Annotated in this window: 27 protein-coding genes and 1 pseudogene; 10 read left to right on the forward strand and 18 right to left on the reverse strand. The window is 73.5% G+C overall.

Annotated features, from left to right (window positions below; translation table 11 throughout):
* The first annotated feature begins 120 nt into the window (after positions 1 to 120).
* Complete coding sequence (locus ACPU2J_RS00560) at positions 121 to 348, forward strand: hypothetical protein (RefSeq protein WP_361601849.1); 228 nt, start codon at positions 121 to 123, stop codon at positions 346 to 348.
* Positions 349 to 481: 133 nt separating this feature from the next.
* Here the strand turns inward: ACPU2J_RS00560 and ACPU2J_RS00565 are convergent, their stop codons facing one another.
* The 4 genes from ACPU2J_RS00565 to ACPU2J_RS00580 form a co-directional block, all read right to left on the reverse strand.
* Positions 482 to 1,039 (reverse strand): hypothetical protein, encoded by a 558-nt coding sequence (locus tag ACPU2J_RS00565; protein ID WP_423832432.1) that lies wholly within the window; start codon positions 1,037 to 1,039, stop codon positions 482 to 484.
* A gap of 26 nt (positions 1,040 to 1,065) precedes the next feature.
* Positions 1,066 to 1,359: a hypothetical protein gene (locus tag ACPU2J_RS00570; RefSeq protein WP_420082233.1), complete on the reverse strand. Its 294-nt coding sequence runs from the start codon at positions 1,357 to 1,359 to the stop codon at positions 1,066 to 1,068.
* 344 nt (positions 1,360 to 1,703) lie between these two features.
* Positions 1,704 to 4,958: a tetratricopeptide repeat protein gene (locus tag ACPU2J_RS00575; RefSeq protein ID WP_423832433.1), complete on the reverse strand. Its 3,255-nt coding sequence runs from the start codon at positions 4,956 to 4,958 to the stop codon at positions 1,704 to 1,706.
* A 1-nt stretch (position 4,959) separates the two neighbouring features.
* On the reverse strand, positions 4,960 to 5,382 hold the full coding sequence (locus tag ACPU2J_RS00580) for a trypco2 family protein (RefSeq protein WP_423832434.1): 423 nt from the start codon (positions 5,380 to 5,382) through the stop codon (positions 4,960 to 4,962).
* Between the two features lie 195 nt (positions 5,383 to 5,577).
* Between ACPU2J_RS00580 and ACPU2J_RS00585 the strand changes: the two genes are divergently transcribed.
* Together ACPU2J_RS00585 and ACPU2J_RS00590 are read left to right on the forward strand one after the other, a co-directional pair.
* Positions 5,578 to 6,315: a VOC family protein gene (locus tag ACPU2J_RS00585; RefSeq protein ID WP_389071852.1), complete on the forward strand. Its 738-nt coding sequence runs from the start codon at positions 5,578 to 5,580 to the stop codon at positions 6,313 to 6,315.
* A 52-nt stretch (positions 6,316 to 6,367) separates the two neighbouring features.
* Positions 6,368 to 7,540 (forward strand): cytochrome P450 family protein, encoded by a 1,173-nt coding sequence (locus tag ACPU2J_RS00590; RefSeq protein ID WP_423832435.1) that lies wholly within the window; start codon positions 6,368 to 6,370, stop codon positions 7,538 to 7,540.
* 19 nt (positions 7,541 to 7,559) lie between these two features.
* On the opposite strand, the gene ACPU2J_RS00595 is transcribed toward ACPU2J_RS00590, so the two are convergent.
* Positions 7,560 to 8,792, reverse strand: a complete 1,233-nt coding sequence (locus tag ACPU2J_RS00595; RefSeq protein WP_420082231.1) for a hypothetical protein — start codon at positions 8,790 to 8,792, stop codon at positions 7,560 to 7,562.
* Complete coding sequence (locus ACPU2J_RS00600; RefSeq protein WP_365072454.1) at positions 8,789 to 9,004, reverse strand: hypothetical protein; 216 nt, start codon at positions 9,002 to 9,004, stop codon at positions 8,789 to 8,791. Before ACPU2J_RS00600 ends, ACPU2J_RS00595 begins: the two co-directional genes overlap by 4 nt.
* Positions 9,005 to 9,272: 268 nt before the next feature.
* On the opposite strand from ACPU2J_RS00600, the gene ACPU2J_RS00605 reads away from it, so the two are divergent.
* The gene (locus ACPU2J_RS00605; protein WP_420082532.1) at positions 9,273 to 9,686 is read left to right on the forward strand and encodes a hypothetical protein; all 414 of its coding nucleotides are present in this window, start codon (positions 9,273 to 9,275) and stop codon (positions 9,684 to 9,686) included.
* A gap of 230 nt (positions 9,687 to 9,916) precedes the next feature.
* The gene (locus tag ACPU2J_RS00610) at positions 9,917 to 10,093 is read left to right on the forward strand and encodes a hypothetical protein (RefSeq protein ID WP_420082230.1); all 177 of its coding nucleotides are present in this window, start codon (positions 9,917 to 9,919) and stop codon (positions 10,091 to 10,093) included.
* On the opposite strand, the gene ACPU2J_RS00615 is transcribed toward ACPU2J_RS00610, so the two are convergent.
* On the reverse strand, positions 10,062 to 11,339 hold the full coding sequence (locus tag ACPU2J_RS00615; protein WP_423832436.1) for a chloride channel protein: 1,278 nt from the start codon (positions 11,337 to 11,339) through the stop codon (positions 10,062 to 10,064). The two genes, ACPU2J_RS00610 and ACPU2J_RS00615, sit on opposite strands and share 32 nt — an antisense overlap.
* A gap of 226 nt (positions 11,340 to 11,565) precedes the next feature.
* Here ACPU2J_RS00615 and ACPU2J_RS00620 point away from each other — a divergent pair.
* Positions 11,566 to 11,877, forward strand: a pseudogene (locus ACPU2J_RS00620) (alcohol dehydrogenase catalytic domain-containing protein); the annotation flags it as partial.
* 85 nt (positions 11,878 to 11,962) lie between these two features.
* Here the strand turns inward: ACPU2J_RS00620 and ACPU2J_RS00625 are convergent.
* Positions 11,963 to 12,160, reverse strand: coding sequence for a hypothetical protein (locus ACPU2J_RS00625; protein ID WP_423832437.1), 198 nt, complete (start codon positions 12,158 to 12,160; stop codon positions 11,963 to 11,965).
* A gap of 252 nt (positions 12,161 to 12,412) precedes the next feature.
* Here ACPU2J_RS00625 and ACPU2J_RS00630 point away from each other — a divergent pair, with 252 nt between their 5' ends.
* On the forward strand, positions 12,413 to 12,601 hold the full coding sequence (locus ACPU2J_RS00630; RefSeq protein ID WP_423832438.1) for a hypothetical protein: 189 nt from the start codon (positions 12,413 to 12,415) through the stop codon (positions 12,599 to 12,601).
* A gap of 45 nt (positions 12,602 to 12,646) precedes the next feature.
* Positions 12,647 to 13,477, forward strand: coding sequence for a hypothetical protein (locus ACPU2J_RS00635; RefSeq protein WP_420082226.1), 831 nt, complete (start codon positions 12,647 to 12,649; stop codon positions 13,475 to 13,477).
* A gap of 10 nt (positions 13,478 to 13,487) precedes the next feature.
* On the opposite strand, the gene ACPU2J_RS00640 is transcribed toward ACPU2J_RS00635, so the two are convergent.
* From ACPU2J_RS00640 to ppk2, 6 genes are all read right to left on the reverse strand, one after another.
* On the reverse strand, positions 13,488 to 14,891 hold the full coding sequence (locus ACPU2J_RS00640) for an alpha/beta hydrolase family protein (protein WP_423832439.1): 1,404 nt from the start codon (positions 14,889 to 14,891) through the stop codon (positions 13,488 to 13,490).
* Positions 14,892 to 15,151: 260 nt separating this feature from the next.
* A complete protein-coding gene (locus ACPU2J_RS00645) occupies positions 15,152 to 15,619 on the reverse strand; it encodes an Ig domain-containing protein (protein ID WP_423832440.1) in 468 nt (155 codons plus the stop codon).
* Positions 15,620 to 15,810: 191 nt separating this feature from the next.
* Complete coding sequence (locus tag ACPU2J_RS00650) at positions 15,811 to 16,302, reverse strand: hypothetical protein (RefSeq protein WP_420082224.1); 492 nt, start codon at positions 16,300 to 16,302, stop codon at positions 15,811 to 15,813.
* A 208-nt stretch (positions 16,303 to 16,510) separates the two neighbouring features.
* Complete coding sequence (locus tag ACPU2J_RS00655) at positions 16,511 to 17,494, reverse strand: virginiamycin B lyase family protein (protein ID WP_423832441.1); 984 nt, start codon at positions 17,492 to 17,494, stop codon at positions 16,511 to 16,513.
* 147 nt (positions 17,495 to 17,641) lie between these two features.
* On the reverse strand, positions 17,642 to 18,268 hold the full coding sequence (locus tag ACPU2J_RS00660; protein WP_423832442.1) for an ABC transporter permease: 627 nt from the start codon (positions 18,266 to 18,268) through the stop codon (positions 17,642 to 17,644).
* Between the two features lie 183 nt (positions 18,269 to 18,451).
* Complete coding sequence (gene ppk2, locus ACPU2J_RS00665) at positions 18,452 to 19,240, reverse strand: polyphosphate kinase 2 (RefSeq protein ID WP_420082221.1); 789 nt, start codon at positions 19,238 to 19,240, stop codon at positions 18,452 to 18,454.
* A gap of 197 nt (positions 19,241 to 19,437) precedes the next feature.
* Between ppk2 and ACPU2J_RS00670 the strand changes: the two genes are divergently transcribed.
* Positions 19,438 to 21,171, forward strand: coding sequence for a GAF domain-containing protein (locus tag ACPU2J_RS00670; RefSeq protein ID WP_423834912.1), 1,734 nt, complete (start codon positions 19,438 to 19,440; stop codon positions 21,169 to 21,171).
* Positions 21,172 to 21,363: 192 nt separating this feature from the next.
* On the opposite strand, the gene ACPU2J_RS00675 is transcribed toward ACPU2J_RS00670, so the two are convergent.
* Both ACPU2J_RS00675 and ACPU2J_RS00680 read right to left on the reverse strand, forming a co-directional pair.
* Entirely contained in the window at positions 21,364 to 21,810 is a 447-nt protein-coding gene (locus ACPU2J_RS00675; RefSeq protein WP_365072699.1) for a pyridoxamine 5'-phosphate oxidase family protein, read from the reverse strand.
* Positions 21,811 to 21,988: 178 nt separating this feature from the next.
* The gene (locus tag ACPU2J_RS00680) at positions 21,989 to 22,315 is read right to left on the reverse strand and encodes an STAS domain-containing protein (RefSeq protein WP_361600836.1); all 327 of its coding nucleotides are present in this window, start codon (positions 22,313 to 22,315) and stop codon (positions 21,989 to 21,991) included.
* Between the two features lie 276 nt (positions 22,316 to 22,591).
* On the opposite strand from ACPU2J_RS00680, the gene ACPU2J_RS00685 reads away from it, so the two are divergent.
* Positions 22,592 to 23,308: a response regulator transcription factor gene (locus tag ACPU2J_RS00685; RefSeq protein ID WP_361600833.1), complete on the forward strand. Its 717-nt coding sequence runs from the start codon at positions 22,592 to 22,594 to the stop codon at positions 23,306 to 23,308.
* On the opposite strand, the gene ACPU2J_RS00690 is transcribed toward ACPU2J_RS00685, so the two are convergent.
* Positions 23,305 to 23,520 carry a hypothetical protein gene (locus ACPU2J_RS00690; protein WP_423832443.1) on the reverse strand — a complete coding sequence of 72 codons (216 nt, stop codon included), beginning with the start codon at positions 23,518 to 23,520 and terminating at the stop codon, positions 23,305 to 23,307. The two genes, ACPU2J_RS00685 and ACPU2J_RS00690, sit on opposite strands and share 4 nt — an antisense overlap.
* A gap of 91 nt (positions 23,521 to 23,611) precedes the next feature.
* A complete protein-coding gene (locus tag ACPU2J_RS00695) occupies positions 23,612 to 24,496 on the reverse strand; it encodes a universal stress protein (RefSeq protein ID WP_423832444.1) in 885 nt (294 codons plus the stop codon).
* Positions 24,497 to 24,694 lie beyond the last annotated feature (198 nt).

Below are 24,694 nucleotides of genomic sequence, written 5' to 3' on the forward strand. Positions count from 1 at the left end.
CCTTGGCGCACCCGCTGCTGCGCCGCGACGCTCGCACCACACCCCGCGGCACGCCGCTCCCACGGCGGACGTCCGCGGTGGTGACGTCCTGCGACCTTCCCTGTACTGAGGAGAACCATCGTGCCGAGTCGTCGTACCGCGCGTGGCCGCTTTCCCGTAGATCTCGTCGTGTTCGTGGCGATCCTGGCCACCGGCGTCGTCCTCATCCTCGTCGGCCGTGTCTCCCCCGAGGCCCTCGCGGGCTACGCCTCCGCGCTCGCCGGCCTCTACGCGGCCTGGCACCACCGCCCGCAGGGCGCAGAAACGCGCCGCACCCCGCCCGAAGACCCGCCCACCTCCGAACGCTAGACACCCCAGCCCCGCTCCTCCGGGGCGAGGACACGAGTTCGGCGTCCGCTGTCCCATAGATCCACAGGTGGCGTGCCCGCCCGGACCGAACACAAGGCTCGTGATCACCGCCGGCTTCGCGGGCTCCGAAGCGTCAGCCGCCGTCCTGGCTCGCCTTGCGGCCCCGCTCCCGGTCCGGCAGGCAGCCACCGCCCGGGTGCCGGCCACTGACCGGGACCGGCGACTCCAACGCATCCTGCGCACCACCCTGCACCACCTTGACGCAGGCGCGGTCAGCCCGGTCGCGGCTGCCCTCCCGGCGGCCGTCGCCCGCGCCTTCCTGCCGTGGCACGGCACGCCGAACCCACCCGCCGCAGCGGCGGCCCCGCGCTACGGGCCCCGACTGGCGCGTGATCGCTCTGGGCTGCCCGTGCGGTGTGGTGACCCACGAGCACGGCCTCGCCTTCTCCGCAGTGTGGCTCCTCGTGGCGGAGCGAATCCTCGACCAGGGGTCCGTCTCGACGAACCGGAGGGGTTGTCGGTCCAGGATGAGATCCTTCCCCGCATGGCCGACAGCGGCCTCGGCGAGCCGAGCCAACGGCAGGCCGTCCGCCGGTCTCAGCGCCTGCTGGCCGAGGCGATCAAGCAGGCCGGCGTCGGCGAGTTCGACGGGAACGAGTACGGAGGCGGCGAGGTCGTCCTCCTGCGCCACGGCTCCGTCGATGACCCAGCGGCGTGTCAGTCGAATTCGGGGGTCCCCGTCACGTCCCCGCGCGTACGGATGCGGTAGCGGATCCGGACTCCCTCGGGCCCCTGGGCACGGATCGCACCCCAGGGAAGGGTCTGTCCGGTCTTGAGCGTGGTGAAGTTCGGATCGTCCACCACCTGGATGGAGACCGCGTTGACCTTGCGGCTGAGGGTGAGCTGGTCCCGCGGTTCGCGGATCTCGACCGATGACTTGTGGCCGACCGCCACGTGCAGCACCACCAGGCCGTTGGGCCCGATGACCTCGCTCTTGTCCCGAACCGCCATGGCGCCACCTCGTCCGTCAGGGTGCTCGCCGCGCCATCGGCGCGGTGGGTACTGCGCTGCGCCGGCGAGCGTAGCGCGCCCGCGCAGCGACGAGCGGGAGGCCGAGCCAGGGTGGCGCGCCGCCGCCCATCGCCCCTGCAGGCAGCAGCGGTCGGCGGGGGCGTGAGCCGGGGCCGTCATCGGCCCCGGGCGCTGTCACGTTCCACCGGGCAACCCCCGAGGCACCGAGATCGTCCAGCCGACCGAAGCCTCGTGGATCGAGACGCAAGCGTCGCGCCTGCGTACGGAAGGCTTGTTCCACACCACGGTGCGGGCCACCGACCGCTCATCGGGTCGCGAGCGCCCTATCCCTCCCGTTGCCGCGCGATGGTGAGGTTCTTCCGGGCGCGGATCGTGTCGGGGTGACCGGGGCGCAGAACCCGCTCCCGGTCCGCGACCACCCGCTCAAGCAGGTCGATCCCCTCTCGGACACGGCCCGCCTGGCAGTACATGATGGCCAGGTTGGCACGGCCGGTAAGGGTGTCGGGGTGATCGGGACCGAGCAGCCGCTCGAAGTCGGCAGCGACCCGCTCCCCGAGGCCGATGGCTTCCTCGAGTCGGCCCGCTCCGTGGTACGAGGCCGCCAGATTGGATCGTGCGGTGAGAGTGCCGGGATGATCGGGGCCGAGCACTCGTTCGAGGTCGGCGAGCACCCATCGTTTGAGGTCAGTGGCTTCCTGGCTCCGGCCCGCCTCCTCGTAGGCGGAGGCCAGGTTGGCACGGGCGCCGATCGTGTCGGGGTGCTCGGGCCGCAGAACCCGCTCCCGATCCGCGACCACTTGCTCCAGCAGCTCGACGGTTTCCTGGAATCGGCCTGCCTGCTCGTAGGAGGTCGCCAGGTTGCTCCGGGTGGTCAGTGTGTCGGGGTGGTCGGGGCCGAGCAGCCGCTCGAAGTCGGCGACCACCCGCTCGCCGAGTTCGATGGCTTCCCTGGTGCGGTGCGCCCGCCAGTACGAACTGGCCAGGTTGCTCCGGGTGGTGAGGTTGTCCGGGTGATCGGCACCGAGGAGACGCTCGCGGTCCGCGACCACTCGCTCCTCGACGGCTATGGCCTCTTCGGTTCGTCCCGCCCGGTCGTACGAGATGGCCAGGTTGGAGCGGGCGGTGAGTGTGTCGGGGTGGTCCGGTCCGAGCAGCCGCTCGAAGTCGGCAGCCACCCGCTCGCCGAGTTCGACGGCTTCCCTGGTACGGCCCCCCTGCTGGTACGCGCTGGCCAGGTTGTTCCGGGCGGCGATCGTGTTGCGGTGGTCGGGGCCGAGGAGACGTTCTCGGTCGGCGACGACCCGCTCGCCCAGCTCGATGGCTTCCCGGGTGCGGTTCGCCCGCCAGTACGAGAGGGCCAGGTCGGTCTGGGCGCCGAAGGTGTCGGGGTGGTCCGGGCCGAGCGATCGCTCCCGGTCGGCGACGACCCGCTCACCGAGATGTATGGCTTCCTGGTCTCGACCCGCCCGCCCGTGCGCGGTGGCCAGGTTGGAGCGGGCGGCAATGGTGTCCGCATGGTCGGAGCCCAGTTGCCGTTCGGCGCTGAGGAGATGCTGCTGCCAAAACGCGGTGGCAGCGGTGGTGAGACCTGCGTCGAGGAGGCTGCGGCCGGCACGGCTGAGGACCGGGTGGGCCCGGGAGCGCCAGAGATGACGGTCGGCGTGGTGCGCGAGAGATCCGGCATTGGCTCGCAGGACGGCGGCCAGGTCGCGATGGGGCTGGTCGATCTCGGGCCAGACGTGGAGGAGAGCGTCGGCGGCTGTCGAGGCGAGACGGGGGAATTCGGGCTCGGGGATGTCCTCTCTCACGGCGTGGGCCGTGAGGGGGTGGATCCGCACGCTGCGAGGTCCGGTACGAGATTCCTGGGACGTGAGTGCGTAGCGGTGCAGGAGTGCCAGGACGGCGTGCGTCTGTCCGGCAGCGATCTGCCCGCCGTCCGGGTGGTACTGAGCGAGGTGGTCGAGCAGGAGTGGGGTGGTCCAGAGGTTGTGGGGATGCCCGGCCGGGTCGAGGAGGGCTGCCAGGCGTAGTGCGGGGACGGCCAGACCTGTGATGTCGGCGGCTTCGACGGCGTCGAGGGAGAGCTTGACGACGGTGGCGATCCTGCGGCCGTGGTCTTCGGGGGCGACCGCTTCGGACGGTGCGGGGTGCGGGTGTGCGGCACGTTCGTTGAACAGGTCCAGGTACGCCGTGCAGGTGAGTGCTTCGTTGAGCAGGTGGGCGGATGCGAGGCCGAGCGCGAGGGGAAGGTGACCGAGCGCTTCGGCGAGGGCGGTGGCGCGGCCGTCGAGAAGATCGCCCCGGCCGTCAGCGGTGAGACGGTCCCGCAGGTAGGAGGCGGACTCCTCGGGGCCGTAGACGGGCACTTCGATACGGCGTCGGCTGCCACCCGTCCGACCGACGTCGTGGAGCCGGGTGGTGGCGAGGACCCGGCCGGTTCCGGTCCGGCTCACGGGCCACCAGGCACCGAGAGCGGTGGGATCGGTAATGCCGTCGAGGACCAGGAGCCAGCGCCGCGATGTCGTGGCCAGCCACTTCAGCAGGGCACGGGCATCGGCCTCCTGGTCTTTGCCGGTCGTCCCGTTCAGGCGGAGGTCGGCGGCGGCCTTGGCGTACTGGGCGACGACCCGCTGCACCGTGGCGGCCGACGCCCACACCACCAGCTCCGTGCCTCGTCCAAGGGCGTCAGTCGCGCAGGCGGCAGCCAGTTGGGTCTTGCCGACCCCGCCCGCGCCGGAGAGCACGGTGCTCGTAACCACCGACCCCCCGGACGATCCGGCCGCGTCGATGTCGTTCCGCAGAGCTCGGCGCGGCTGAAGGGCAACGGGCTCAGGGGGTATCTGCCCTACGACGACCGGCCACGCCTCATCCGTTGTGCCCGGGGTGCCGCCGGCGGTGGTCACTTCCTCGACCGTGTCGGACGTTCCCGGGTGCCCGTGGCGGCTGACGAGCCGGTTGAAGTCGGGCAGGCCCAGTACCTGCTCGATGGGGGCAGCGTGCAGGCGGCGCCACTCCATGGGCCGGTTGTCCTCGACCGCGACGCCCACCAACCGGCCGTGGCAGAAGATCGCCGAACCCGATGCTCCGGCCCACGGCCGCTGGCCCTCTCGACCGGGCGCGGGCCAGACCTGGCAGTCCAGCACCCAGCCGGCCGACGAGGTGGACAGCGCGGACACCTCACCGCGCAGTGCCTCGACCTGTGCGGGGCTTCCGGCATCCGCAGCGAACGCAGGAAACCCGGCCCCCTGATACGGGACCGGCCTCGTGCCGCCGGGGCGGCCCCACGCCACCGGTTTGCCGGTGGTGCTCACAGGAGCGTCGAGCCACAGCAGGGCGATGTCGGGAGCGTCCGGCGAAGGAGCCCCCTTCTGCGGATCGGGCCAGCACACCTGCGCACGGCGCCGTTCCAGGCCCCCGAACCGGGGATGGCCGATACGCGTCCGGACCTGCGTGGCCCACCGACCCCCCTCCGCCACCACGTGCAGAGCCGTCAGTGCCAGTTGTGGGCCGATCAGGTAACCGGAGCCGGACCCCTTCGGGTCGCCGGTGCCAACCCACACCAGGCGCTGTGGGTCCACGTCACAACTCCCACTGCCGCAGTCCGGCACCCTGCCCCGAACTCGGGTCGCCACCCGGCGATGCTTCGTCCCCCACGCGCGACTCTGCCGTGTCGTGGTCTGCCGCATCGGAGCCCGCGTCAGGTCGTCGGATCTTCACCCGCTCACCGCCCCGTGCCTCGTCATGGACCTGGAGCGTCAGGGTGAGGGTCTGGCGCCGCGTGCTGCCGGCGCCACCGCCTGCCTCACCACCGAACTGGGAGCCGAAGGCGCCGCCTTCGACGTTCACCTTGCCGTTGCCGTCCCGCCGGAACTCCACCTCCAGCGTCAGTTCAACCTGTTCCACCTCGAACCGGAACTGTTCACGCGTCGCCTCGCCCTGCGCTGCGTAGAGCTCCTGCCGGACCTCACGCAGTGCCTCGTTCAGCGAGATCGTCCTGTCCACGCAACTCCCCCTCGTCCGCGGGCGCGCCCGACCGCGGCGCCGTCCTGCCGTCAGTGTGTCCCACGGCCCTCGTTCAGCGCAGCGGTTCACGATCAGTCGTCATGACCCGCCTCACGCCTCGCCGCAGCAGTCTCCACGAGTCCCCGTCGGCCACCGCCGGATCAGCTGCTGGGACAACCTCCTAGGATCCGCTGCATGGCAACACGATTTGTTCAGATCAACATGAAGGCCCATGACGACTCCGCGCTCGGCCGGTTCTGGGCCGAGGTCCTCGGGTGGGGGGTGGACAGTGAGGGGCCCGGGGTGACCAACCTCGAGCCCTTGGGCTTCTCCTACCCCGACCCCTCGGCCGTCTGCATCGACCTCATCGCCCGCCCCGAGCCCAAGGTGGGCAAGAACCGGGTGCACCTCGATCTGGCGACCACTTCGGCCGCCCATCAGGCCGAGCTGGTCGCCCGGTTGAAGGGCCTCGGCGCCACGCTCGCGGACGTGGGTCAGGGCGATGTCCCCTGGACGGTCATGGCGGACCCGGAGGGCAACGAGTTCTGCGTCCTGGAGCCCCGGCCGCTGTACCGGGACACCGGGCCGATCGCCGCCGTCGTGGTCGACTGCGCCGATCCGGCGGCCATGGCCCGCTTCTGGGACGAAGCGATGGACTGGACGCTGCACGAGGTCACGGCCGACGGCGCGCGCCTGCGCTCCGCCCAGGGCGTGGGACCCTACCTGGAGTTCGTCCGCACCCCCGACACCAAGTCCGGGTGGAACCGGGTCCACATGGACGTCGCCCCCTACCGCGGCGACGACCCGGCGAAGGAGGAGGCCCGCCTGCGGGCTCTCGGCGCCTCCGATCCCGGCATCGACCAGTCCGGGATCCACTGGCGGATCCTCGCCGACCCGGAGGGCAACGAGTTCTGTCTGCTCTCCCCGCGCTGATGTCGCGCTCGACCGACGCCGGGAACCCGGCCGACGCAGCAGTCCCGGCGTCATGAACGACCCGTTGCAGGATGCCGAGTTCTTCCAGGATCCCTATCCGGCGTACGCGCGGCTTCGGGGCGAATGCCCCGTCCGCAGGATACCGACGGGCTCGGGGGGTCACTCCGCCTATCTGGTGACCGGCCATGCGGAGGCGCGGGAGGCGTTCGTCGACCCGCGGCTCTCGAAGGACACGGCGCGCTTCTTCGCCGGGCGGGCGTCGCAGCGCGATCTGCACCCGGCGGTCTCGCGGAGCATGCTCGCCACGGACCCTCCGCAGCACACCCGGCTGCGGAGGGCCGTGACCCCGGCGTTCACGGCGGGGCGCGTGGCCCGCATGCGCCCGCACATCGCCCGCGTGGTCGACGGCCTCCTCGCGCACTGGGCACCCGGGGCGGAGGCCGACCTGATGGCGGTCCTGGCCGTCCCGCTCCCGGTCACGGTGGTCTGTGAGCTGCTCGGCGTCCCGGAGCAGGACCGCGGCCGGGTGGCGCGGTGGTCGGACGAGCTGTTCGCCGCCGGACGGCCGGAACGGATCGATGCCGCGTCCCACCGGCTCGCCGATCACATGGCGGGGCTCGTGGGGTCCGGGCGGCACGAGGACGGGAGTCTGCTGCACGAGCTCGTCGGGCGGCACGACGCCGGCCTGCTCACCGAGGCCGAAGTGGTCTCCCTCGCCGTGCTGATGCTGGTCGCCGGGCACGAGACGACCACGCACTTCCTCGGCAACTCCCTGCTCGCGCTGTTGCAGCACCCGGAGGCGATGGCGCGGCTGCGCGAGGATCCGGACCGCATCCCGGGGGCACTCGACGAGCTGCTCCGCTTCGACTCCCCCATGGGCGTCGCGACGTTCCGGTACAGCACGGAGCGACTCACCCTGGGCGGTACGGAGATCCCCGAGGGCGTGCCCGTGCTGATCGCGCCGGGTGCGGCCAACCGCGACCCCGCCGTGTTCCCCGGGCCGGACCGGCTCGACCTCGACCGGAAGTCCCCGCCGCACCTGTCCTTCGGGCACGGCGTCCACCGCTGCCCCGGCGCCCCGCTCGCCCGGGCCGAGGTGGAGATCGCGCTGCGTGCGGTGCTGAGCCGCTTCCCGGCGATCCGGCTCGCGGTGCCCGCCGAGGAGCTGCGGTGGCGCCGTACCCGGCTGGTGCGCGGGCTGGAGTCGCTGCCGGTCGTCCTGTGACGGCGTACCGGCAGCGGGCTCAGACGATCGACCTGATGGTCCTGTCCGCGTAGCGCAGCGTGTCGTCGTTGGCCCTGTTCAGCTCGCGCAGCGCGCCGGGCTCCGCCGAGAGGAGGGCGCCGACGTTGATGCTGCTGACGGCGAGGAGGCAGCCGGCCACGGTGACGAACTGCCCGTACCGTTCCTGCTCGTCCGGGCCGAGCGCGTCCCAGTCCCGGGGCCGGGGTGGGAGGCCCGCCTTCCACCGGCCCAGGGCGTGGATGCCGTGGACGGTGAGGTACTCCATGACGGCCGTACCGCGGTCCAGTACGTCGATCATGGCGTCGAAGCCCTGCTGGGACGTGTCCAGTGCCGTCTCCGCGGCCTCCACCCCCGCGCGGAGCCGCTCCTCCTCGGCTTTGGTACGGCGCTTCCTCAGGACGTAGAACCCGGCGGCTCCCAGCGCCGCCACCGGGGCGGCGACCATTCCCGTCAGCAGGAGGATGCCGCCCGCCATGCCGGCGCCTCCCGCGGCCAGGGTGCCGCCTCCCAGCAGGGCCAGGGCCGCGTTGGTCGCGGCGACCCCGGAGAGCGTCGAGATGGCGGCCCCGGTGGAGGCGGTGCCGAACATCGCGGCTGCGGTGAAGGCACCGTAGGCCGCGGCCCCGCCGACCGCCGCCCCGGCCGCACCGCCGACCGCCGCCCCCCGCGCGTCGCGGATCACGCGGGCGACCCCCGCGGACATGGCCTCGATGCGGATCGCGGCCGGGATCCGCCCCGTGCCGTCGACCTCCGCCTCGTGCGGCCGCTCGGGCTCGGGGGCGCCGCCGATGTCCTGGGCCAGTGCGACGAACTCCATGAAGAAGCCGTCGCGTGCGATGTCGTGGACGGTGTTGAACGCCTCCACGTGCTCCTGGGTGATCTTCGCCCGCTGGGCCGTCCTCTCGGTGACCTCGGCGTGCCGGCGCTTGGTGTCGGCGACCTGGTCGCGCAGTTTCGCCGGGCGGCGGCCCCGTTCGTCCGCGAGGGACCTGGTCCGGTCCTCCGCCGCCTGCTTGAGCTGCTCGGGCGTGAGCCCGAGCGCGAGGGCGAGGGCGGCCAGCCGGTGCTCCCCCGGGCTGATGAGCCCGCGCTCGATCCGCGAGACCGAGACCGCTCCGCCCTTGCCGTACTCGGCGCGCGCGGCCAGGTCCTCCTGGGTCATCGGGGGCGTCAGGGCCAGCCGGTGCTCGCGGACCACGAGCCCCATCGCCTCGGCGCTGAAGTCGCTCATCGGTCCCGGTCCCCCTCGGCGTCGGGGCTGTGCCGGCGCCAGGAGGACGCGGCCTCGCGCGCCAGCTCGCGACCGGAACGCAGCGCCTGTGCGCCGTCCTGTGCGAACTGCTTGGCGGCCTTCACGACGGCCGGGTCGCGGCTGACCTTCCCCGCCGTCTCGATGTTCTGTGAGGCTGCGGCGGCCAGTTGGGAGATGTTCAGACGAGACATGACGGTGCACCTTTCGCGGCGGTGTTGCCCATGTCCGAGCAACATAGCGCCACTTAGTGTCCTGCGGAGGCACTATGCGGGAACCGGCGGTGCGCCTTCGGTCGCGGAGCCCTCCGAGGTCGCGGAGCCCTCCCAGGCCGCCGAGGCCGCCGAAAAGCAGGCGGTCGCGCTCGGCCCCGTTCCGTAGGATCACTCCATGACCGCTGATGAGCGCGTGACCCGCGCCACGTTCCGCCGTGCCCTCAAGCCGATGTCGAAGCCCCGACCGATGTCGCTGCTGCCCGGACGGATCTGGTCGGACGAGGAGTGGGAGCGCATCCAACGGGGCTGCGTCGCTCAGGACATGGACCAGAAGTGGCACGTCCTCGTGGAGGGCGACACCGCCTTCCTGCACCGGAGCTGGACCCGCTTCGGCGTCTACGAGGCGACCTTCGCACCGGTCGACGGCGGTGGCCGGCGGATCGTGAGCGCCCTGGTGGAACGTGACGGCGACCGCTACCGGAACACGGACGACGACTACGACAGCGTCATGCTGGAGCTGGTGATCAGCGCCATCGTGCTGGGCGAGCCGGCCGCGGAGCTGCGTTCCCGGTTGGTCGAGTCGACCAACCGCAAGGCGGGCACCGACGCTCCGGCCGCCGTGGTCCAACACAGCGCTCTGGGCCTGCGCTCCGACTCCTAGAGCAGGACCGCCTCCCCGCCGTCGGTTCCGTTCATCCGCGCGGACGCTGTCGTGCGTGCGGAGCGTCGGTGGCGGTACGTGCGGGCGCCGGAGGACCGATCGGGCGAAGGCGGTGTCCTCCACCCGGCCCGTCGGGTTCCTCCACCCGGTCCCCCGTTGCGCCGCTGTTCGCGGGGCACGGGGGGCGGCAGGCTGGAGGGGACCGGGGGACGCAGGAGAGGAGGAGAACGATGGAAGCGCACCGCACCGCCCCGCTCCGTGCCCGTACCACCGCCGGACCGACGCCCGCCGCATCGGCCAGAGGCGCGATGCGCACGCACGGCCAGGTCGTGGCGGACGCCTACGACTACATCGTGGATTCCTACCCCACGCAGGTCACGGCCCGTTCGGCCCGGCGCGCGGCGTAGTCGCCGGTACGGCACCGCCGCGCAGCAGGACACCCGTCGCGGTCGCGCCGGCGACGGCGAGAAGCAGCGGAATGACCACTTCCTGCTGGAAGCCGGTGAACTCCAGGGCGAGCACGATCGCCGTCACGGGCATCCGCTGGGACACCGCGAGGAACGCTCCCGCGGCCACGACGGCGTAGGACGCCAGGAGGGTGCCCGGCCAGATCAGTTCCCAGAGCCGGCCGGCCACGATGCCGAGCAGCGCGCCGTTGGCGAACGAGGGCGTCAGGAGGCCGCCGTAGGCTCCGGCCCGGAGGCACAGGGCGACGACCGCCGTACGCAGCACCAGGAGTACGGTCGCGAGCGCGAGCGTGGGGTTGCCGGTGAAGGCGACCTCGGCGGGCCCCTTCCCGTTCCCCAGCAGTTGCGGGAACGGGATCGCCAGCAGGCCCAGGGCCAGGAACGCGGCCGGTGCGGTCCACAGCAGGGCGTTGCCGCGCGGGGCCCGTGCGCTCGCGGCCGACATGAGCCGGGAGAAGCCGTGGGCGCACGCGCCCACCAGCGGTCCGGCCAGAAAGGCCCACAGCAGGAGGGAACCGCTGAAGGGCAGGTCAGGCAGCTGGTAGACCGGTTCGTCCGGCACCACCAGGCGGGCGACGAGGGTGGCCACCGCCGCGGTCAGTACGGCCGGCGCGACGGAGCGCAGGGCCCAGGTGCCCAGCAGCACCTCCAGCGTGAAGACCACGCCGCCGAGGGGTACGTCGTAGACCGCCGCGAGGCCGGCGCCGGCCGCGCAGGCCACGAGGGTGCGGCACTGGGCCGGACTGAGCCCGGTCCTGCGGACGATGCCGGTCGCGAGGACGGCGGCGAGCTGCCGCGGGGCCACCTCCCGGCCCAGGGGTGAGCCCAGCCCGATCGTCACCACCTGGAGCGTGGCGTGGGCGGTGGTGGTGAGCGCCGGCATGCGGGGCGACTCCATCCGCAGCGCCTGCCCGATGTCGACCAGGGGCCGCGCGTAGCGGTGCAGCAGCCACCATCCGAGACCGGCCACCACGCCCGCGAGCGTCACGCACACCAGTCGGCGCTGCGGCGAGGCGGCCTCGACCCCGGCGAGGAAGGTGCCGCTGTCGTACCCGAAGGCGAGGTGCTGCACCGTGTGCAGGAGCAGTGCCAGCGCGGCTCCCGCCGCCCCCGCGGCCAGCCCGACGACGAGGACCGCGGCGGCGAACCGGAGCCGCCGGACGGCGGCACTGTGATCGACCGGCATGGGGGAACAGTAGACGCAGCCGGGGATCCGGACGGGGCGACGCTCGGGCCGGGCCGGGTGAGTCTGCCGACCACGGACCGCGGACGGCGTGCCGGCGTCACCGCGCGGCCGAACAGCCCTGCGCACCGGCACGTCCCGCCGCCGGTGGGGGTCGTGCCGGGGTCGTTGCGCGTGACTCGGTGCAGGCGCGCCCGGGGTGGTGCGGGAACGAGGAAGGGCGGCGGACGTGGCGACGATGCTGGCCGGAAGGCTGACCACGGAAGGGGGCGGCTTCGCCGTCGAGGAGGTGCCCGTCCCCGAGCCCGGGCCGGGCCAGGTCCTGATCCGCGTACGGGCGGCCGGCGTCTGCCTGTCGGACGTCCACCTCATCCAGGGCATGCCGGCACCACAACCCCTGACCGGCAGCAAGGTGACGCTCGGTCATGAGACCGCGGGCGAGGTCGCCGCTCTCGGTGCGGGCGTCACGGGTCTTTCCGAGGGCGACCGCGTCGTCCTCCAGGCCGGTGAGGTCCGCGACGGTGTCTCCTGCACGCGGGGGGCCTCTCCCCGACCGTCCTCTCCGCCGTCCTCGGCTGCTTCGCCGCCTACTGGCACATGAGCTCCCAGCTCACCTGGGTGCCCGACTACCTGAGGACCGATCTCGGCTGGAACGGGACCCTCGCCGGGCGGCGGTGGCCGCGGGAGCCCTCGCGAACGGCGCGATCCTCCTCGGTCACGGGCTGGACGTACTCCCCCCGGATCCGGCCCTCCCGCGTACGCACCTCGTAACGGTCGGCCATCCGGTGGATCTGGTACTGCGCCGGGCTCTCCGTGGGGATCATGGTCCCGCTCCTTCGCGAGGGTGCGGACGGTCACGCGCGCCTGTCCTCCCGCGGTGCGGCAGCGGCGCCGTCGACCGCGTCGGCCGAAAGCACGGTCCGCCGGACGACGCGGGGACCTCCCCCCGCCGCCCTGTCCGCAGCACCTGCGGACCGGTCCCGATGGTCCTGCCGGATCGTCCGTTCGGAGGACGGGGCCCGAGTCCCGCGTCGCAAGAATGGCGTCCCCCATCAGCCGATCCGGGAGGAACCATCATGAACAGCACGATCTCCGTATCAGGCTCCGTGTCGCCCCGGCACCCCTCCATGTTCCTGGACCTGCTCGACGCGCGGGAGGACGCGGCGAGCCGGCCGAAGAAGGGCTGCGCCTTCTGCACGCTGTGCATCGCCGCCGCCGGTCCCGTGCCCTCCCCGCACCGGAAGGAGCGTAGGCCGATCCGCTGACCGGCGCCGGGCCGGGACCTCGACGACAGGACCTAGGGTGACGTCGTGCACCCGATCCGGTTCGAAGCCGCCCGACTCCGCGACGACCACGGCGTCGTCCACGCCTTCCACCACCTCCCCGGCGACGAGGTGGCCGTGTCCCGCAACTGGCCGGGGCTGTACGACGACTGGCCCGACGGGCGGACGCCGTTCTCCGAATGGGCGGTGAACAACAACAACGCGGAGGAGGTCGCCGTCTACGTCGGCCTGCTCTGGCGGCTGAGCGCCGGCCTGGCCCGCTACGCGATCCCGGCCTACTACCGCGACGACGCCGCGCGGGCACTGGGACGCGAACCGGTCCTCGTCGACTGGGAGTACGGGATCGACGCGGAGGGAACGACCGCCGAGGCCCGGGACAACGGCTTCGTCCCCGGGCGTTCGGCGGTCCGGATCCGCCCCGAGCCCACCGCGTGGGAGGTGGAGAACGCCGGTCGCGCGGGCCTGTTCCCCCTGGCCACCCCCCGGGACCTGGTGTGCGCCCTGCGCGCCGTGGTCTTCGACGCCTCCTCGGAGGTCACGGTGTTCGCCGTCCCACCGGGCCCGGAACGTTTCGAGCGCCTCGCCGCCGCGCTCCGGGGCCCCGTACGGCCGTCGCTGGGGGACGTCCTCGGGGACGACGGGATCCTCCTCGACCTCACGATCGGCTCCGACCTCGGCACGTACGACTCGCTGCTCGTCGCGTCGCGCACCGATCTGCGGGAGCGGCTGGCCGCCCTCGCCGCGGACTGCGACCGGCGGGTGGACTCCTACGAACAGGCGCTGGACCGGCTGCGCACCGTCCCCGACTTCCTGCGCGCGATGCCCGACCTCGCGGGCGTGCGGCTGGACGTCCCCTGACCGGGCCCGTTCAGCCGGCCGCCATGGTCTCCTGGAGCCAGTCGAAGACCACCTCGCAGTGCAGTTGCGGCGCCATCGGGGAGCAGTGCAGCTGGGCGCCCTGTGCCGCGGTGAGCTTGAGGTAGTCCTTCGGCGAGGTGAGCGCGTCGTACATCTGGCGCGGCTGGCCGGGGTAGAACTGCTCGCCCTCGTAGTCCAGGACCAGGGTGGGCGCCTTGATGCGGCCGACGACATCCTTGATGGTCAGGGCCTGGATGCGGGTGGCGGGCGTGTAGAAGTCCGTGAAGAGCTTGCCCTGACGGGCTTCGAGCATGGCCGGGATCGAGAACGGCTCGAAGCGCTTCTTCATCACGTCGGCCGCGTCCGGGGGGAGTTCGGGGACGACCTCCTTGTTCCAGATGTCGTTGGTCTCCTGCTTGTCCGGGGTGAGGATCTGCCGGATCTCGGGCGGGAAGCCCAGCCACGGTTCCACGCAGCCGGGCATGGCGACGAGGGCCGCGATCCGGTCCTCGAAGGCCGCGGCGCGGGGCGCGAGGTCGCCCGCCATGCTCAGGCCGGTCAGGGCGAACTTACCGGGGTCCACGTCGGGGCGGGCCGTCAGCCAGTCGACGAGGGGCGTGACGACCTTCTCCCAGGTGGGGGTGAACACCACCTGGTCGACGAAGAGCAGTTGTCCCTGGCCGGGACCGTCGTAGACCAGCGCGTTCCATCCGCGGTCGAGGGCCGCGGGGACCCCGTAGGTCCACATGTCGACGTTCTGGCCGTCGCTGCCGTTGGTGAGGATCACGGTGGGGCGCGGCGTGTCGGAGGTGTCCGGCCGGAAGAACCACACCGGCAGCGGTGTGGCTCCGTACGGCACCCGGGCCTTCACGGGGGCAGGTTCGCACAGGTCGCAGAAGGCGTCCCAGGCTCCGCGGCCCGCCTGGTACAGCTTCTCCTCGGAGCCCGGGTCGTCGGAGCCGAGGACGAAGAACAGCGCCTGGCCGTAGTACTGGGCGGCGCGCAGCGCGCGGAACCGCTTGGTCTGGCCGTCCGCCGGGGCTCCGGGCGGGGCGGCGAGGAGCTGGTCGCCGAGCTTGCGGAAGGTCTCCACGTACGTCTGCGCGCCCAGTCCGGCCTGGTTGATCGTGTTCACCGCGGTGAGGACTTCGCCGACCTCGGCGGCTCCGGCGCCCGAGGCGCCGAGCGCGAGGAGCCCGTTGAAGTTGTAGCCGGGGTCCTTGAACAGCGTCATCGCACCCGGGGTGATGCCGGTCGCGGCGGGGCTGGGGGTGACGGAGCCGGTGGTGGCCGCGGCGGGTGCCCCACCGGCGCCGCCGCGGGCACATCCCGTCACGACCGCGGCGCCTGCGCCGGCGAGGAGAAGGGCGCGACGGGTGGGGCCGGAGTGCCGTTCGCCCGATATGTGCGTCATGGCACCGGAACGTATCCCCGGCCGGGCGGGACGACATCCCGGCGGCGGGGGGCCGCAGGCCGGCCACCATGCACGGCCGGGACGCCGGCCGCGCCGACCGGCCAGGTCATGGCTGCCGCGGCCGCCCGGTCCGCACGGCGCCCGGGGCCCGGCCCGCATTGGGCCGTTCGGTGGACCGGGCCGGGTCCCGTCGGGGCCCCCGCCCCGGTCCGCCGCGTCGCCCGCCCCACCGGTCGCCGGTGGGGCGGGGACGGGGGCGGTCAGCAGCGGGGGCAGGCCTCGCGGATCACGCGCCAGGTGAAGACGGTGGAGGCCGAGGCGCCGGAGGCGTCGGTGGCGGTGACCGTCACGGTGCGGGTCCCGCTGCCGCGCAGGAAGCCGGAGATCAGCCCCGTGGAGGCGTTGATCGAGGTGCCCACGGGCAGGTTGACGGCCGACCAGGTGTACGGGGCCGAGCCGCCCGTGGCCGTCATCTGCAGGTGCACGCTGTCGTACTGGTAGTCGACCCGGTTGCCCGGGTTGACCACGGACAGGGCGGCCGTGGCGGCCTGGGACGCCGGGGCCGCGGCCGTCGGGGGCGCCGCCAGCGCGGTTCCCGCCGGGAGGGCCAGCAGGGCCGTCAGGCCGAGGGCGAGGGCCGCGGCCCTGCGCGGGACGCGTACGGACCCGCGCGCGGCTGCGTGCGGGCCCGCGGCCGCATCTCTGCCCGTACGTAAGCCCGTACTCAAGCCTGTACGTATGCCTGTGCTCAACGTGACCTCCGAACTCGTCGGGTGGCGAGGCGGGTTCCGGCGGGGTTCCCGGACTCCCTCACCCCCGGTAACGGGTATGAGTGTTCGAAGTGCGATGGGGCGTCGGAATCCTAGGCGACCGCCGCCGCGGCGTCGATGGCCCGGGAGCGGGGCTCCACGGGCGTGGTCTACGACGTCGAGCGGGGCTCCAGCGGGGTGCCGCATCCGGTGCAGAAGCGGGCGTCCGCCTCGATCGCGTGCCGGTGGCAGCGGCCGCACACCAGGTGCAGGGCGCACGGTTCGGGGGGCGTGGCGGGGGTGGACCGGCCGATGCTCATGCCGCGGCGTCTGCGGTGCACGGTCAGGACGAGCAGGCCCTCGGGTCCGGCCAGCAGTGCCCGGGAGGTACCGCGGGGCAGCAGCCCGAGGAAGCCGGGGGCGAGCTGGATCTGCGTGCCGTCGAGGGTGAGGGTGCCGCCGCCGAGGACGACGACCAGCATCACGTCGACCTCGTCCTCCGTGTACGCCTTGCCGCCGGTCCCCGGCAGGTGCCGCACCAGGTTGGCGTCGAGCTGGCGGTCGACGCCCTCGGGGCGCCACAGTGCGCCGCTCGTCCCCTTCTCCAGCGCCGCGATCAGATCCGCGACCTTCGCGAACTCCGCCTCCCGCACAGCCTCCATCGACGTACCTTTCGTGCCCGTGCCGTTCCCCACACCAGCATGATCGCCCACTCGGGGCACTGCGGGGCGCCGGCCGGCACGGCCCGGTGGCCGTGCACGACCCTCAGGATGGCCTCCGGCCCCCGTTTCCGGGGAGTTCGGGGCCCCGGACCGTACGGATGTTCCGTTCGCCGGGCCGGACGGGAAGCGGCCGTCGCGGGGCTGCCCGCTACGGGGCGGGCCGGACCGGGCCGGGCGGGAAGGCGAGTCCTGCCGGGGTGTTGAGCCCGGCGGAGGGGAGGGTGGACTGGCCACCGCCGGACTCCGGGACCCGCACCACACGGTTGTTGAAGCCGTCGGCGATGTAGAGGCTTCCGCAGCCGTCGAGGGCGAGGCCCAGCGGGTCGGAGAGTCCGCTGGTGGGGACGGTGGACTGGCCACTGCCGTCCGCGGGGATCTTGACCACCCGGTTGTTGCCGCTGTCGGAGACGTAGAGGTCCCCGGCCGCGTTGAGGGCCAGCCCGGTGGGCTGGGAGAGGCCGGTGGCCGGGACGGTGGACTGGCCGCCGCCGTCCGCCGCGACCCTGACGACTTGGTCGTTGACGAAGTCGGCGACGTACAGGTTCCCGGCGGGGTCGAGCGCCAGGCCCCACGGGTGCAGCAGGCCGGTGGTGGGGACGGTCGTCTGGGCGCCGTCCGCGGCGGACACCTTCACCACGCGGTCGTTGAAGCTGTCCGCGACGTAGAGGTCGCCGTTGCGGTCGACGGCCAGTCCCAGCGGGCGGGACAGACCGTCCGTCGGCAGGACCTGCTGGTCGCTGCCGTCGGCGGCCCCGACGACGATCCGGTTGTTGCCGGTGTCGGAGACGTACAGCCGCCCCTCGGCGTCCCACGCCAGCCCCGTCGGGCGGACTAGCCCCTCGAAGGGCACGGTGGTCTGTCCGCCGCCGGCGGGGGCGAGGGTGACCACGCGGTTGTTGCCGTAGTCGGAGACGTACAGCGGTGCCGCGACTCCTGGCCGGCCGTCCCCGGTCGGTGCCGGGCCCGCCAGGCCGTCCGGGCCCGCCGCACCCGCCGCGCCGGCCGGGAGCGCGCAGAGGACGGCGATGCCGACGGCCGCCGCCAGACGGCCCGCCCAGCCGCGCCGCCCGGTCCCCTGCCGGGCTGCCGGGAGCTCCTGCCCATGTCGCGTCGCGTCCGTCGTTCGTTCCACGGCTCACCCCACCGGTTCGCTCGGCGCGGCCCGCTGCCGTGCCCCCGGCGACCCTAGGGACCACCGCCGGGCAGGGGGGACACCACGCCGCCCGGCGTCCGTCGGCCACTCCAATGCCCCAGGGGACGGCCGCGGCGCGGCGCGGCGTCAGCTCCGGCGGTCCGGTGCCGGCGGGCGCAGCCGGCGGTGTTCGAGGACGGTCGCGACGGCGTAGGCTCCGCCGCCGGCGACGGCCAGGACCCAGGCGGGGCCGGGGACGTCCAGGGCGAGGGCGGCCGAGGAGGTCAGGGCGAGCCAGACGCCGAGCCCGTAGTGCAGCGGATTGCGGCGTACGGCCCCTTCGGCGAGGTAGAGCAGGCCGACGATCAGCCCCGATCCGGTGGGCCACAGCAGTGTGTGCACCTCCGGGGCCCCGAGGGTGGAAGCCAGGCCGGTGACGGCGAGGCCGAGCGCGGCGAAGGCGACGATCCAGGCGGCGCCGAGGAGTTTCCCGGAGAGGACCTCCGGCGCGGTGGCCGTGCGCTGGACCCGCAGCGCGGCGAGGGTCGCCAGCGTGATCCCCGCGACGAGTCCGGTCCCGAGCAGGGTCGCGGGGAGCGGGCCGGGCAGGTCGAGCAACGGGCTCTCGCCGCCGGACGCGGCGGCGGTCCCGTGGCCGAGCAGGTAGGCGAGGGCGAAGGCGGTGTAGGCGGCGCGGTTGTCGACCTGCTCCGGTCGACGGGCCGGGGGCGCGCCGGAGGCGGTGGGCGGCGCCAGTGCTGCGGTGCGGGTCACGGTACGGATCTCCCTACGGGTGGGGGACGGATGTGCGCACAGGCTCGCGCCGCGAGGTGTCCACATTCCATCTCCGCCGCGAGCCCGCACTGTCCAGTGCTGACCGCCCCCGTCCACGCCCGGGCGCTGCCCGTCACCCCGGCCCGCCCCGGTCCACCCGTCGCGCCGCCCCGTCGACCGCCGCTACCCGAGCGTGGCCGCGTGGTCGGGCACGACCGTCTGGAGCTCCTTGGGCGGCCTGCGGTATCCGGTCGACGGAGGCCGGGCCGGAAGGACGAGCGGCGGCAGGGCCACGTCCTCGTAGGGGATCGTGGACAGCAGGTGCGCGATCATGTTGATCCGCGCGCTGCGCTTGTCGTCGCTCTCGACCACGTACCACGGCGCCTGCGCCGTGTCCGTGTGGACGAGCATCTCGTCCTTCGCCCGCGAGTACGCCTCCCAGCGCGTCAGGGACTCCAGGTCCATCGGCGAGAGCTTCCAGCGGCGCAGCGGATCCTCGGCGCGGCGCCGGAAGCGCTCCTCCTGGACCGCGTCGCTGACGGAGAACCAGTACTTGCGCAGCAGGATCCCGTCGTCCGCCAGCATCCGTTCGAAGACCGGGCACTGCCGGAGGAAGAGCTGGTGTTCCGCGGGAGTGCAGAAGCCCATGACGTGCTCGACCCCGGCGCGGTTGTACCAGCTGCGGTCGAACAGGACGATCTCGCCGGCCGCGGGCAGGTGCGCCACGTACCGCTGGAAGTACCACTGGGTGCGTTCGCGCTCCGTCGGTTTCGGGAGGGCGGCGATGCGCGCCACACGGGGGTTGAGGTGTTCGGCGACGCGTTTGATCGTGCCTCCCTTGCCCGCCGCGTCACGGCCCTCGAAGACGACCACGAGCCGGGCGTCCTCCGCCCGTACCCATTCCTGCAGCTTGATCAGCTCCGTCTGGAGCCTCAGCAGCTCCGCCTCGTAGACCGCCTTGCCGAGTCTCACGGGTCCTTCTCCTCCCCGCCGTCCACCGGGTGCTCCGCACCAGTCAGTCACGGCGCGCATCCGCGCGCAACGGCACCCTCCGGGCCCCGGCGGGTCGATACGCTGACCGCAGGCCGGGAACGGACCGGCGTTCGGAGGGGAAGTGCGTGGTTGTGGGGGATCCCTTGCAGCGGGTGCCGCTGACGCGGGTACCGCGGATGCGGCTGGACGAGCTGCTGGACGAGCTCCAGGTGCGCATCGACGAGGTGCGCGGCACCCGCGACCGGGTGAACAGCCTGCTGGAGGCCGTCGTGTCGGTGGGACGGGAGCTGGATCTCGCCCAGGTGCTCCGGCGGATCGTGGAGGCGGCGGCGCTGCTGGTGGACGCCGAGTACGGGGCCCTGGGGGTGATCGGGCCCGACGGGCGCCGGCTCGCCCAGTTCCTGACGGTGGGGCTCACGGAGGAGGAGATCGCCGACATCGGGCCGCTCCCCGCCGGCCACGGCCTGCTGGGTGAGGTCATCCACCACCCCGAACCGTTACGCCTGACCGACCTCAAGGCGCACTCGTCCTCCCACGGGTTCCCGGCCCACCACCCGCCGATGCGCAGCTTCCTCGGCGTACCGATCCGGGTCCGCGACGAGGTGTTCGGCAACCTCTACCTGACGGACAAGCGGGGCGGGGTCGACTTCGACACCGAGGACGAGACGGTGATCTCCACGCTGTCGGTGGCCGCCGGTGTCGCGATCGACAACGCCCGGCTGTACGAGGGGGCGCAGCGGCAGCAGCTGTGGTTGAGGGCGAACGCGGAGATCACCGAGAGCCTGCTGTCGGGCAGTTCGCGCCCCGCGGTGCTGGAGCTCATCGCCCTGCGCGCGCAGGAGATCACCGGAGCGCGGCTCGCGCACATCGCCGTGCCGGTGGAGGGGGTCGACGGCCTGGTGGTGGAGTTCGCGTCCGGCACGGACGGCGCCGACCGGCAGGGCCTGGTGGTCCCCGTCGACGGCACGCTCTCCGGGGCCGCGCACCGGTCGGGCAAGCCGGTGACGGCCATGCGGGCGTGGGACGACGGGCGGTACCCGGCGCAGGGGCCCGAGCCCGGGCCGCACGCGCCCGGAGCGGACCGGCTCGGAGCGGACGGGCCGGGGCCGGACCGGCTCGGGCCCGCGGTGGCCGTCCCGCTCGGCACCGGGGGCGGTGAGAGCCGGGGCGTCCTGCTGCTGTCGCGTCCGGCGGGCGAACCCGCCTTCGGCGAGGGGGAGCTGGAGCCGCTCGTGGCCTTCGCGGGTCAGGCGGCGCTCGCCCTGGAACTGGCGGAGCGCCGCCGGGACGCCGAGCAGATAGCTCTGCTGGAGGAACGCGACCGCATCGCCCGCGACCTCCACGACCTGGCCATCCAGCGGCTGTTCGCCACCGGGATGACCCTGCAGAGCGCCGCGCGGCTCGTGGAGCACGAGGGGGCGGCGGAGCGGGTCGGCCGGGCGGTCGAGGACCTGGACGAGACGATCAAGATCATCCGATCGACCATCTTCGGGCTGCGGACCAAGGACCGGGAGAGCGGACCGGGCCTGCGCGCCCGCGCGGCCCGTGCCGTGGGGGACGCGGCGGCCGCCCTCGGCCATCCACCGCAGCTGAGCATGGAGGGCCTCCTCGACACGGAGGTACCGCCGCAGACGGCTGACCACGTGGTGGCGGTACTCGGCGAACTCCTCAGCAACGCGGCCCGCCACGCCGGGGCGACGCGGGTGGGAGTGGCCCTTCAGGCCGGGCAGGGCGAGATCGTGCTGACCGTCTCCGACGACGGCTCGGGCATTCCGCCGCAGGGGCGCAGGAGCGGCCTGCGCAACCTCGACGAGCGGGCCCGGAGCGTGGGCGGCAGTTTCACGGTCGAACTCCCCGAGGAGGGCGGCAGCCGACTCGTCTGGCGGGCCCCCCTCACCGAAGGCATCTGAGCCGGCGCCCGGCCCGCAGCCACCGGAGGCGGGCCGGCCGAGGAGCCCCGGTGACGGCCGGCCGGCCGTCACGGCGGGCCGGCCGACCGGCACCGGGCTCGGCAACAGGCCGCCGAGGGCGGACGAACGCTCCGGCGTCAGCCGCCGGGGCGGTGATGCGGCCGGAGCGCGGCGTTGGGAGGCGGGGTGGGGTCAGCGGCTGGTGGCCGGGACGGGTTCGGCGGGGGCGGGTTCCAGGCGGAAGCCCGTGACGAGGTCGGGGCGGATCCGCAGGACCCTGGTCATCGGCCGGCCCACCCAGGGCCGGAGCGTCTCGGCGTACCGGGCGGCGTCCTCGGTGTCGGCCACCGGCCGCGCGTAGCCCGTCACGACGACGCTCCACCCGAGGTGCGTCTCGGGGTCGATGGCGTCCGCCTCGTACGCGACCACGACCCCGGGGACGTCGGCCGGTGCCGCGAGGGACGCGAGGGCCCCTCCTTCGCTGATCCGGACGACGATGTCCCCGGCGTCGACGAGGTGGTTGACGGGCCGGACGGCGGGCAGCGCGTGCTGGGTGAAGACGATCCGGCCCAGCGAGACGGTGGCCAGGAGGCCCAGCGCCTCGGCCCGGTCGAGTTCCCGCATGTACCGCACCGGCATCGTGCCCTCCAGCCGGACGGTCCGGCCCCAGCGTCGCTGATCCATGAAGTGTGCCTCCGTCCGGTCCCGCCCGGTCCTCACTGTTTCGGTACCCCAGCCTCCCCCGCCCCGGCCCGGCGGGGACAGGGCCGTACGTCCCCTCTCCGGCCCCGGCCCCGGCCCCGCCCCGGCTCCCCGCTCACGAGACGACGAACCGCAGGCCGCGGTCGGCACCGAGCACTCTCATGGACTTGGCCACGAGGGGTGGCACGTCGCAGAGGAGGAGACGGGTTCCGGCCCTGCGGCAGCGGCCGTCGAGCCGTACGAGGAGTTCGATGCCCGCGCTGTCGCAGAAGGAGAGCCCGTACAGGTCCAGGACCAGGTTGCGGCAGTCGGTGTCGGCGAGTTCGCGCAGCCGGGGCTGTACCTGCCGGGCCGTGTAGAAGTCGAGCTCCCCGGCCAGTGCGACCCGCAGGTCGCGGTCGTCGCGTGCCACGGTCCTCAGGTCGATCAAGGCGGTCGTCATGCGTCCTCCGCGCTGCGGGCGGCTCCGTCGAACCGCGCTGTTCCCCGTGCGGGAACAGTCCATCGGGTCCCGTGCGCCTCGCGATAGGCCCTGCGGTCCTTCCGGCAGGGCCGAAGGTCCCTTTCCCGGGCGGCCGGCCGGTGCGCACCGGCCGGTACCCAGCGGCCGAAAACCGCCTGCGACCAGGGCCGATCGGCCCTGGTCGGCCGGGCCTTCCGGCGGGCAGGATGCGGATGTCCGTCCTGCCCGGACGGTGCCAGGCGAAGGAGTTGCGCGATGACCGCCAGCAGTGCCCCCTCCCCCGGGACGGAACCGATCCGCGTGTTCCTGCTCGACGACCACGAGGTGGTCCGACGCGGGGTGCACGACCTGCTGGACGCCGAGCCCGACCTCACGGTGGTGGGTGAGGCCGGCACGGCCGAGCAGGCGCTGGTCCGCATCCCGGCCCTGCGCCCGCAGGTGGCGGTCCTGGACGTCCGGCTCCAGGACGGCGACGGGGTGAGCGTGTGCCGTGAGCTGCGCTCCCGGATGCCGGAGCTGGCGTGCCTGATGCTCACCTCGTTCGACGACGAGGAGGCGCTCCTGGACGCCGTGATGGCGGGCGCCTCCGGCTACGTCCTCAAGCAGATCACCGGCACCGACCTGGTGACGGCCGTACGGACGGTGGCCTCCGGGCAGTCGATGCTGGACCCCGGGGCCACTTCCCGGCTGATGGCCCGCATGCGCGGGGACGTGCCCAAGGAGGAACAGGCGCCGGGTCTCCCGGGATTCACCGACCGTGAGAAGGAGATCCTCCTCATGGTCAGCGAGGGCCTCACCAACCGGGAGATCGGTCAGCGGTTGTACCTCGCGGAGAAGACGGTCAAGAACATCATCTCGCGGCTGTTCATCAAGCTCGGGGTGGAACGCCGGGTCCAGGCCGCGGTGATCGCCAGCCACGCCCTGACCCCGCCCGGCCGCCAGCCCCTCCCCGGCCCGCCCCCTGCCCCTTAGCCCCCCCTGCTTCGCGCCTCTGCGGAACCACGCCGCCCGCCGGCCCACGCAACTCCTCGCTGCAGCCGCACCTCGTCGACAGAGCGCAGCTCTGCGTAGAGGGAGACGTCGGTGTACGCGCAACGGCCGAGCTCCAGGAGGCGGCGGGTCATGCTCAGGGCGGGCACGGGGTCGGGGCTCTGGAAGACGGGATAGGCGATGTCGTTGGACATGGCGGGACTGTGCCACGGCCCGTCACCGCAGGTCATTCGCATTGTCGGCCCGTCCTGCGCACGGATCCGTCCGTGAGGTGAGCAGCAGGGCTCAGGCGTGGGGAACGACGGCGACGGGGCAGGTCGCGTGGTGGAGGACGGCGTGTGCCGTCGAACCGGTACGCGCGCCCAGCGCCGACGCGCGGGCCCGCCGGCCGACGACGAGCAGCCGGGCGGCCGCGGCGGCGGCCAGCAGGGCGTGCCCGGCGCTGTCCTGCTCCACCCGTGCCTCGACCTCCACCTCGGGGTACTTCAACCGCCAGGGCTCCAGGGCCTGTTCCAGCGCGGCCCGCTCGTACGGCTCCAGTCCGCCCAGGCGGCCGGCGATCCACATCGATCCGGGGCTGTAGCCGTACACCGGGGGCAGGCTCCAGGCCCGGACCGCGCGCAGCGGCGCCCTGCGGGCGGCGGCGGCCTCGAAGGCGAAGCGCAGCACGTAGGCGGACTCCTCGGCGCTCCCCTGCTGTCCGACGACCACCGCGCCCCCGCCCGTCGCCGCACCGCCGCTGCGGTCGCGTACGGAGACGACCGGACACGGGGCCGAGCCGATCAGCCGCTGCCCGGTGGAGCCCAGCAGGAACCCGGCCAGTGCGCCGCGCCCGCGGGTCCCGAGCACCAACGTCTCCGCGTCCCGCGCGGCGTGCAGCAGGGCCGGTACGGGCGCGTCGGGCACCAGCTCCGCCGTGACCGTGAGCCCGGGGTGCCGGCAGGTCACCTCGGACATGGCCTCGTCCAGGACCTCCTGGGCGCGACGGTCCCCGCTCGCGCGCTCCTCCCTCGCCCGGTCCTGGGCGACGGGCAGCGAGAGCGGCTGCCACAGCCAGGCGTGGACCAGGCGCACGCGCAGGTCGCGGCGTGCGGCTTCGCGGGCCGCCCAGTCGGCCGCGGCCCGGCTCTCGGGGGATCCGTCGACCCCGACGACGAGGGTGCGTTCCACAGGTCTGTCCTCCGTACTGGTGCACGCGGCACCGGGATGGTCCGGCAGGGACGGGTGGCGCGCCGGCCGGGGGAAGGACCGGGCGCCACCGGCTCCACTCTTCCCGGGGCGCACGGGGGCGGCCAAGGGCCGAGGGTCCCTGCCGGAGGGACCCTCCTCCCCTGCCGGGTCCTGTCGGGGTCACGGCCTCATGCCTGG

Origin of the sequence: Streptomyces manipurensis (assembly GCF_049570255.1) — a bacterium.
Lineage (GTDB): Bacteria > Actinomycetota > Actinomycetes > Streptomycetales > Streptomycetaceae > Streptomyces > Streptomyces manipurensis.